This is a genomic window from Methylobacterium sp. CCH5-D2 (assembly GCF_001556475.1).
Lineage (GTDB): Bacteria > Pseudomonadota > Alphaproteobacteria > Rhizobiales > Beijerinckiaceae > Methylobacterium > Methylobacterium hispanicum.
In genome coordinates, this window is record NZ_LSIX01001136.1 from 1 (window position 1) to 8,484 (window position 8,484).

The 8,484-nt window shown below is 68.0% G+C and carries 9 protein-coding genes; 8 read left to right on the forward strand and 1 reads right to left on the reverse strand.

What is annotated here, in order from left to right:
• A partial coding sequence (locus AX737_RS30875) for a hypothetical protein (RefSeq protein WP_156454067.1) occupies positions 1 to 236 on the reverse strand: 236 nt, incomplete at its 3' end.
• Between the two features lie 271 nt (positions 237 to 507).
• On the opposite strand from AX737_RS30875, the gene urtA reads away from it, so the two are divergent.
• The 8 genes from urtA (at position 508) to AX737_RS30915 (ending at position 8,322) form a co-directional block, all read left to right on the forward strand.
• Positions 508 to 1,773, forward strand: coding sequence for an urea ABC transporter substrate-binding protein (gene urtA / locus AX737_RS30880; protein WP_066927945.1), 1,266 nt, complete (start codon positions 508 to 510; stop codon positions 1,771 to 1,773).
• A gap of 120 nt (positions 1,774 to 1,893) precedes the next feature.
• Complete coding sequence (gene urtB / locus AX737_RS30885; RefSeq protein ID WP_066927947.1) at positions 1,894 to 2,820, forward strand: urea ABC transporter permease subunit UrtB; 927 nt, start codon at positions 1,894 to 1,896, stop codon at positions 2,818 to 2,820.
• An 11-nt stretch (positions 2,821 to 2,831) separates the two neighbouring features.
• On the forward strand, positions 2,832 to 4,004 hold the full coding sequence (urtC, locus tag AX737_RS30890) for an urea ABC transporter permease subunit UrtC (protein WP_066927949.1): 1,173 nt from the start codon (positions 2,832 to 2,834) through the stop codon (positions 4,002 to 4,004).
• Between the two features lie 10 nt (positions 4,005 to 4,014).
• A complete protein-coding gene (gene urtD / locus AX737_RS30895) occupies positions 4,015 to 4,800 on the forward strand; it encodes an urea ABC transporter ATP-binding protein UrtD (protein WP_066927951.1) in 786 nt (261 codons plus the stop codon).
• Between the two features lie 68 nt (positions 4,801 to 4,868).
• Complete coding sequence (gene urtE, locus AX737_RS30900; RefSeq protein ID WP_066927960.1) at positions 4,869 to 5,558, forward strand: urea ABC transporter ATP-binding subunit UrtE; 690 nt, start codon at positions 4,869 to 4,871, stop codon at positions 5,556 to 5,558.
• A 90-nt stretch (positions 5,559 to 5,648) separates the two neighbouring features.
• Positions 5,649 to 6,878, forward strand: coding sequence for a formamidase (fmdA, locus tag AX737_RS30905; RefSeq protein ID WP_066927953.1), 1,230 nt, complete (start codon positions 5,649 to 5,651; stop codon positions 6,876 to 6,878).
• Between the two features lie 2 nt (positions 6,879 to 6,880).
• Positions 6,881 to 7,198 carry a zinc ribbon domain-containing protein gene (locus tag AX737_RS30910; protein WP_066927956.1) on the forward strand — a complete coding sequence of 106 codons (318 nt, stop codon included), beginning with the start codon at positions 6,881 to 6,883 and terminating at the stop codon, positions 7,196 to 7,198.
• A gap of 74 nt (positions 7,199 to 7,272) precedes the next feature.
• Entirely contained in the window at positions 7,273 to 8,322 is a 1,050-nt protein-coding gene (locus AX737_RS30915; RefSeq protein WP_066927958.1) for an aliphatic amidase, read from the forward strand.
• Positions 8,323 to 8,484 lie beyond the last annotated feature (162 nt).

An 8,484-nucleotide genomic window follows, 5' to 3' on the forward strand; every position in this document is an offset into this window, starting at 1 on the left:
ACGAAGAGGATCGCCGCGAGGGCGTTCGTGAAGCCCGCGGTGAGCACCAGCGTGCCGCCGATCGCCTCCAGCGCCAGGAACGAGACCGAGCCGAGCGCCGTCTGCGCCACCGCGGAGCCCGACCAGCGCCGGGCCTTCTTGGCGGTGAAGCGGAGCGCGTAATCCTCCAGGGTCTCGTCCGCCACGAAGCGGTTGTAGGCGCGCCGGATCGGGACGATGCGCTGCGAGCCGCTCATCGCGCGCGGATCCCGACGCGGCCCGGCGCGCGCGCCAAGACTGCGGCGCGAACGATGCGGCGCGCGCGGCCAGTCGCCCCGACGCGGCCCGAATGCTCTGCCCTGGCTTCCATCGGTTTCCGGAATAGACGGATCGACTGTGCCGCCCACGCAAAGGCCCGGCCATACGCAAAACCGCGTATAGGCCGCGCCGCGGCGGCCGACCTAGCCTGAACCCCGTCGATCCGCGGTCGCCTCTCAAGACCGCCGGACGTCCACGGGGTCAGGCACGATGGCAGACGACACCGATACCGGTTCGGATTCCGGCTTCTCGCCGCTGCGGCGCAGGCTGCTCATGGGAATGGCCGGCCTCCCGGCGCTGGCGCTGCTGCCGGGGCCCGCACGGGCCGCGGCCCCGACCGCTGCGGTCAACACGACCGGGCTCGCGGTGACGGACAGCGAGGTCACGGTCGGCATCCTGCACTCGGTCACCGGTACGATGGCGATCTCCGAGACCGGGGCGCAGCAGGCCGAGAAGCTCGCGATCGCCCAGATCAACGAGGCGGGCGGCGTGCTCGGCCGCAAGATCCGGATCATCCAGGAGGACGGCGCCTCCGACTGGCCGACCTTCGCCGAGAAGGCCAAGAAGCTCCTCGTCAACGACAAGTGCGCGGCCGTGATGGGCTGCTGGACCTCGGCCTCCCGCAAGGCGGTGCTGCCGGTGTTCGAGCAGTACAACGGTCTCCTGTACTACCCGACCTTCTACGAGGGCCTGGAGCAGTCCAAGAACGTCTTCTACACCGGCCAGGAGGCGACGCAGCAGATCCTCGCCGGGCTCGACTGGGTGCACAAGGAGAAGGGCGGCGACACCTTCTACTTCATCGGCTCGGACTATATCTGGCCGCGCACCTCGAACAAGATCGCCCGCAAGCACGTCGAGAACGTGCTCAAGGGGCGTGTCGTCGGCGAGGAGTACTTCCCGCTGGGCCACACGCAGTTCAACTCGGTGATCAACAAGATCAAGCTCACCAAGCCGAAGGTGATCTTCACCGACGTGGTCGGCGGCTCGAACGTGGCCTTCTACAAGCAGCTCAAGGCCGCGGGCATCGACCTCTCGAAGCAGGTGCTGATCACGATCTCGGTCACCGAGGACGAGATCGACGGCATCGGCGGCGAGAACATCGCCGGCGCCTACGCCTGCATGAAGTACTTCCAGTCGATCGAGAACGACAACAACAAGGCCTTCGTGGCCGCCTTCAAGAAGATGTGGGGCGAGAAGACCGTCATCGGCGACGTGACCCAGGCGGCCTATCTCGGGCCGTTCCTCTGGAAGATGGCCTGCGAGAAGGCGGGCTCCTTCGACGTGGACAAGGTGGTCGCGGCCTCCCCCGGCATCGAGTTCACGGCCGCGCCCGAGGGCTACGTGAAGATCGACCCGAACCATCACCTCTGGTCGAAGACCCGGGTGGGCCGGGCCAAGACCGACGGCCAGTTCGAGATCGTCTACACCAGCCCGGACCTGATCAGGCCCGATCCCTTCCCGAAGGGGTACCAGTAGGCGCGAGATTCTCCCTCCCCCGCAGAGGGGGGGGAGGGAAGGCGTTCCGGGAACGCCGCGAGACACGATCGGAGGACAACCGCCCTCCGCCCCCACACCGCCCCGGAGGCCCGTGACGGCATGTTCGGCGACTACTCCCTCGGCGATCTCGGCGCGATCTTCGCGATGCAGGGCTTTGCCGGCCTGATCCTGTTCTCGGTCTACCTGCTGATGGCGCTGGGGCTCGCGATCATCTTCGGCCAGATGGGCGTGATCAACATGGCGCACGGGGAGTTCATGATCCTCGGCGCCTACGTCACCTATCTGTGCTCGACGTTCTTCCAGTCCTACCTGCCGGGCCTGTTCCCGATCTCCTTCTTCGTGGCGATGGGCCTCGCCTTCCTGGCCTCGGGCGCGCTCGGGATGCTGGTCGAGTGGGGCCTGATCCGCTTCCTCTACAAGCGCCCCCTCGACACCCTGCTCGCCACCTGGGGCCTGTCGCTGATCCTGCAGCAGGCCTACCGCTCGATCTTCGGCGCGCGCGAGGTTGGCGTCGAGCTGCCCGCCTGGCTGATCGGTTCGGTTCAGGTCACCGACACGATCGAGGTGCCGATCAACGGCCTGTTCGTGATGGCCGTCACCCTGCTGATCACCGGCGCGGTGGCGCTGCTGATCTTCCGCTCGCGCTTCGGCCAGCAGATGCGCGCCGTGATGGCCAACCGCGCCATGGCGGGCGCCGTCGGCATCGATACGGACAAGGTCGACCGCACCACCTTCGGCCTCGGCTGCGGCATCGCGGGCGTCGCGGGCTCGGCCTTCACGATGATCGGCTCCACGGGTCCGACCTCGGGCCAGCTCTACATCGTCGACACGTTCCTGATCGTGGTCTTCGGCGGCGCCGCGAGCCTCGTCGGCACCATCGCGTCCGCCTTCTCGATCTCCCAGACCCAGTCCACGCTCGAATTCTTCCTCTCCGGCTCGATGGCCAAGGTGCTCACCCTGCTCGCCGTGGTCGGCATCCTGATGCTGCGGCCGCAGGGCCTCTTCACCCTCAAGGTCCGGCGCTGAGGAGGCCCGCGATGACGAATCCCGTCCAGGCGCTGACGAAATCCGTCACGGTCAACGACAATCCCTTCATGAAGCCGATGGAGTGGCTGAGCCTTCTCCTCCTCGCCGCCGTGATCCTGGTCGTGCTGCCGCTCGCGCTCGACGGGTTCCGGCTCAACCTCGTGGGCAAGTACCTCACCTACGCCTTCGTGGCGCTCGGCCTCGTGATCTGCTGGGGCTATGCCGGCATCCTGTCGCTCGGCCAGGGCGTGTTCTTCGGGCTCGGCGGGTACTGCATGGCGATGTACCTGAAGCTCGAAGCCTCGAGCGTCGAGAACACGAAGATCCAGTCGACGCCGGGGATCCCCGACTTCATGGACTGGAACCAGATCACGGCGCTGCCATGGTTCTGGCAGCCGTTCAAGAGCCTGCCGCTGACGCTCCTCCTGGTGGTCGCGGTGCCGGTGCTGTTCGCGCTTCTGATCTCCTTCGCGATGTTCAAGCGCCGGGTCGGCGGCACCTATTTCGCGATCATCACCCAGGCGATCGCCGCGATCCTGACGATCCTGATCGTCGGCCAGCAGGGCTACACGGGCGGCATCAACGGCATCACGGACCTGCGCACGCTCCACGGCTGGGACATCCGCACCAACCACGCCAAGACCGTGCTGTACTTCGTCAACGGCGGGCTTCTCGTCGCCTGCATCCTGGCGGCGCAGTACGTGAAGCGCTCGAAGCTCGGCCGCATCCTCGTCGCCCTGCGCGACAAGGAGGACCGGGTCCGCTTCTCCGGCTACTCGGTGGCGGGCTTCAAGGTCTTCGCCTTCTGCCTCGCGGCGGCCTTCGCGGCGGTCGGGGGCGCGATGTTCACCCTCCAGGTCGGGTTCATGTCGCCCTCCTTCGTCGGCATCGTGCCCTCGATCGAGATGGTGATCTACACCGCGGTCGGCGGGCGCCTGTCGCTGTTCGGCGCGGTCTGGGGGACGCTGCTGGTCAACTGGGCCAAGACCACCTTCTCCGAGAGCTTCCCCGAACTCTGGCTGTTCGGCCTCGGCGCGCTGTTCATCGGCGTAGTGCTGGCCTTCCCGAACGGGCTCGCCGGCCTCTGGCGCGAGCGGATCGAGCCGCGCCTCACCCGCCGGGTGAAGGCGCTCCGCGCGCCACCGCCCGCGATCGCCCCGCCCCACGGCGCCCCGGCCGCCTGAGGATTCCCCGATGAACGCCGCGCTCCTCGCCTCCCCCGTCATCGGCGCCGCCTCGGCCGCGCCCGACTACCTCCTGGCGGTCGAGGCGCTCACCGTCTCCTTCGACGGGTTCAAGGCGGTCAACGACGTCTCGTTCTACGTCGATCCGGACGAGATCCGGGTGATCATCGGTCCGAACGGGGCCGGCAAGACCACCGTGCTCGACCTGATCTGCGGGCGCACGCGGGCGAGCGCCGGCTCGATCCGCTACAAGGGCCAGGAGCTGACGCGGCTCTCCGAGAGCGCGATCGTCCAGGCGGGCGTGGGCCGCAAGTTCCAGACGCCGTCGATCTACGACGACCTCACGGTGTTCGAGAACCTGGAGATCTCCTATCCGCGCGGGCGCTCGGTGCTGGGCGCGCTGACCTTCCGGCGGGACGCCGCGGTGCGCGAGCGCATCCACGAGATCGCCGAGACGATCTTCCTCAAGGACCACCTCGCGGAGCGCGCCGAGTTCCTGAGCCACGGCCAGAAGCAGTGGCTGGAGATCGGCATGCTGCTGATCCAGGACCCGGAACTCCTGATGCTCGACGAGCCGGTGGCCGGGATGAGCGTGGGCGAGCGTGTGAAGACCGCCGAGCTCCTCAACCAGATCATCCGGGGCCGCTCGGTGCTGGTGATCGAGCACGACATGAAGTTCGTCGAGGACATCGCCCACCGGGTCACCGTGCTGCACCAGGGGCGGGTCCTCTCCGAGGGCTCGATGGAGCGCGTCAAGAACGACCCCAAGGTGATCGAAGTCTATCTCGGCCATTAGAGGAGCCGCAGATGCTGCAGACCGTCCCCGCGCCGCCGCCTCCGGACGTGAGGCCGACCGACCCCGCCATGCTGGCGATCCGCGGGCTCCACGCCGCCTACGGGCAGAGCGAGGTCCTGCACGGTCTCGACATCGCGGTGGCCCCCGGCGAGATCGTCGCGGTGATGGGCCGCAACGGCATGGGCAAGTCCACGCTCATGAAGACCCTGATGGGGATCCTGCCCGCGACCTTCGGCACGATCGCGGTCGACGGCCACGACGTCACAGGGCTCAAGAGCCACGCCCGCGTCGCCCGCGGCCTCGCCTACGTGCCGCAAGGGCGGATGATCTTCTCCACCATGACGGTGCAGGAGAACATCGAGACGGGCCTCACCGTCACGGGCGCGCGGCGGGTGCCCGAGGACCTCTACGCGATGTTCCCGGTGCTCCTCGAGATGAAGGGCCGGCGCGGGGGCAACCTCTCGGGCGGCCAGCAGCAGCAGCTCGCCATCGCGCGGGCGCTCGCGAGCCGGCCGAAGGTACTCCTCCTCGACGAGCCGACGGAGGGCATCCAGCCCTCGATCATCCGCGAGATGGGCCGCACCCTCAAGGCGATCCGCGACGCGCGCGGGCTCTCCATCGTCGTCTCCGAGCAGGTGCTGAGCTTCGCCCTCGACGTGGCCGACCGGGTGCTCGTCATCGAGAACGGCGCGATCGTCCACGAGAGCCCGCGCGCCGACATCGACGAGGCGCAGGTCGCCCGCTTCCTCTCGGTCTGAGAGGGCTGGGCCGGCCGACGGCGAAGTTCGCGCGCGCCCCGCGCGGAAAGGCGTCCGCCCCGGCGGACAGGGAGCTGGAGACGAGAGAACATGCCCGAGACGCTGATCAAGGTCGATCTGAGCCAGTCGGCCTACGACAACGACATGGTGCACAACCGCTGGCACCCGGACATCCCGATGGTCGCCACCGTCAAGCCCGGGGCCGACTTCATCGTCGAGACCTACGACTGGACCGGCGGCTTCATCAAGAACAACGATTCCGCCGACGACGTGCGCGACATCGACCTCTCGATCGTGCATTTCCTCTCGGGTCCGATCGGCGTCGAGGGCGCCGAGCCCGGCGACCTCCTGGTGGTCGACCTCCTCGACATCGGCGCCAAGCCCGAGAGCCAGTGGGGCTTCAACGGCTTCTTCTCGAAGAAGAACGGCGGCGGCTTCCTCACCGAGCACTTCCCGCAGGCCCAGAAGTCGATCTGGGACTTCGAGGGGATGTTCACCAAGTCCCGCCACATCCCGGGCGTGCGCTTCCCCGGCCTGATCCATCCCGGCCTGATCGGCTGCCTGCCCGACCCGAAGCTGCTCGCGACCTGGAACGAGCGCGAGATCGCCTTCGTCAACACCGATCCGGAGCGGGTGCCGGCGCTCGGCACCGTGCCGTTCGGGCCGACCGCCCATATGGGCCGGCTCACGGGCGAGGCGCGGGACAAGGCGGCGGCCGAGGGCGCCCGTACCGTGCCGCCGCGCGAGCACGGCGGCAATTGCGACATCAAGGACCTGTCGCGCGGTTCGAAGATCTACTTCCCGGTCTACGTGCCGGGCGCCGGCCTCTCGATGGGCGACCTCCATTTCAGCCAGGGCGACGGCGAGATCACCTTCTGCGGCGCCATCGAGATGGCGGGCTGGGTCCATCTCAAGGTCGACCTGATCAAGGACGGCATGGCCAAGTACGGGATCAAGAACCCGATCTTCAAGCCGTCGCCGATCACGCCGCAATACGACGACTACCTGATCTTCGAGGGCATCTCGGTCGACGAGTGGGGCAAGCAGCACTACCTCGACGTCCACGTCGCCTACCGGCAGGCCTGCCTCAACGCGATCGAGTACCTGAAGAAGTTCGGCTATTCCGGCGCGCAGGCCTACTCGATCCTCGGCACCGCGCCGGTCCAGGGCCACATCTCGGGCGTGGTCGACATCCCGAACGCCTGCGCGACGCTCTGGATCCCGACGAAGATCTTCGAGTTCGACATCAATCCGAGCGCCGCCGGGCCGACGAAGTTCCTCGACGGCTCGATCCAGATGCCGCTCTCGCCGGATCTCTGATCATGCCGGTCTACGACTACGCCTGCGCAGCCTGCGGCCCGTTCACGGTGATGCGGCCGATGGCCGAGTTCCAGCACCCGCACGACTGCCCCGGATGCGGGGCGGCCTGTCGCCGGGCCTTCCTCACCGCGCCGCGCCTCTCGGGGCTCGATCCGGCGTTGAAGGCCGCCCACGCCACCAACGAGCGCAGCCGCCACGCGCCGCGGCGCTCGGGTGGGCACGGGGCGGGCTGCGGCTGCTGCACGCCGCGGAAGACGGCGTCCCCGCCCGCGGCGGCCAAGAGCTTCCCGAACGCGCGGCCCTGGATGATCAGCCACTGACGCCGCCACCCCCCTCCCGTTCCGCCGCGGAGCGGGAGGAGGCGCGCGGCCATGAGATGGGGAGGAGCGACACCATGATCCACGGAGACATCTCGTCCAGCCAGGACAGCGTCGGCGTCGCCGTCGTGAACTACACGATGCCCCGCCTGCACACGCGGGCCGAGGTCTTGGAGAACGCCCGGGCGATCGGCCGGATGATCGTCGGCATGAAGTCGGGCCTGCCCGGGCTCGACCTCGTGATCTTCCCCGAATACTCGACGCACGGGATCATGTACGACGCCGCGGAGATGTACGAGACCGCCTCGGCCATCCCGGGGGCCGAAACCGAGATCTTCGCCGCCGCCTGCCGGGAGGCTAAGGTCTGGGGCGTGTTCTCGCTGACCGGCGAGCGCCACGAGGAGCACCCCCGCAAGGCGCCCTACAACACCCTGATCCTGATGAACGACCAGGGCGAGATCGTGCAGAAGTATCGCAAGATCATGCCCTGGACGCCGATCGAGGGCTGGTATCCGGGCGATCGGACCTACGTCTCGGACGGTCCCAAGGGACTGAAGGTCAGCCTGATCATCTGCGACGACGGCAACTATCCCGAGATCTGGCGCGACTGCGCCATGCGCGGGGCCGAGCTGATCGTCCGCTGCCAGGGCTACATGTATCCGGCCAAGGAGCAGCAGATCGTCATCTCGAAGGCGATGGCCTTCGCCAACAACACCTACGTGGCGGTGGCCAACGCGGCCGGCTTCGACGGCGTCTACACCTATTTCGGCCATTCGGCGCTGATCGGCTTCGACGGGCGCACGCTCGGCGAGTGCGGCGAGGAGGCGATGGGCATCCAGTACGCGGCCCTGTCGAAGTTCCTGATCCGCGACTTCCGGGCCCATGGCCAGTCCGAGAACCACCTCTTCAAGCTGCTGCACCGCGGCTATACGGGCATGATCAACTCGAAGGAAAATCGGCACGGGATGTCGGATTGCCCTTACGACTTCTACCGGCGCTGGATCGAGGATCCCGACGGCACCCGCGAAGCGGTGCGAGCCATCACCCGTCGGAGCGTCGGCACGGAGGAATGCCCGATCGCGGGCATCCCCTTCATCGGCCAGGGTGAAGCGCCGCCCGACCCCTGATACGGCCCCCGGTCGATCGGTTCGGCCGCGTGCGGCGAACCGCGCCGGGCCCCCTCTCCCATAGGGCAGGGCGATCGCATATGGCGGGCCCCCTTCCTCGGCTCGCACCTGAACCGCACCGCGCCCCCTCTCCCGTGCGGGAGAGGGTTGGGGTGAGGGATG

Bases quoted from the DNA above. Each gene is read 5' to 3' on its own strand.
- urtA (WP_066927945.1), top strand. From the start codon at position 508: ATGGCAGACGACACCGATACCGGTTCGGATTCCGGCTTCTCGCCGCTG.
- urtB (WP_066927947.1), top strand. From the start codon at position 1,894: ATGTTCGGCGACTACTCCCTCGGCGATCTCGGCGCGATCTTCGCGATG.
- urtC (WP_066927949.1), top strand. From the start codon at position 2,832: ATGACGAATCCCGTCCAGGCGCTGACGAAATCCGTCACGGTCAACGAC.
- urtD (WP_066927951.1), top strand. From the start codon at position 4,015: ATGAACGCCGCGCTCCTCGCCTCCCCCGTCATCGGCGCCGCCTCGGCC.
- urtE (WP_066927960.1), top strand. From the start codon at position 4,869: ATGCTGGCGATCCGCGGGCTCCACGCCGCCTACGGGCAGAGCGAGGTC.
- fmdA (WP_066927953.1), top strand. From the start codon at position 5,649: ATGCCCGAGACGCTGATCAAGGTCGATCTGAGCCAGTCGGCCTACGAC.
- AX737_RS30910 (WP_066927956.1), top strand. From the start codon at position 6,881: ATGCCGGTCTACGACTACGCCTGCGCAGCCTGCGGCCCGTTCACGGTG.
- AX737_RS30915 (WP_066927958.1), top strand. From the start codon at position 7,273: ATGATCCACGGAGACATCTCGTCCAGCCAGGACAGCGTCGGCGTCGCC.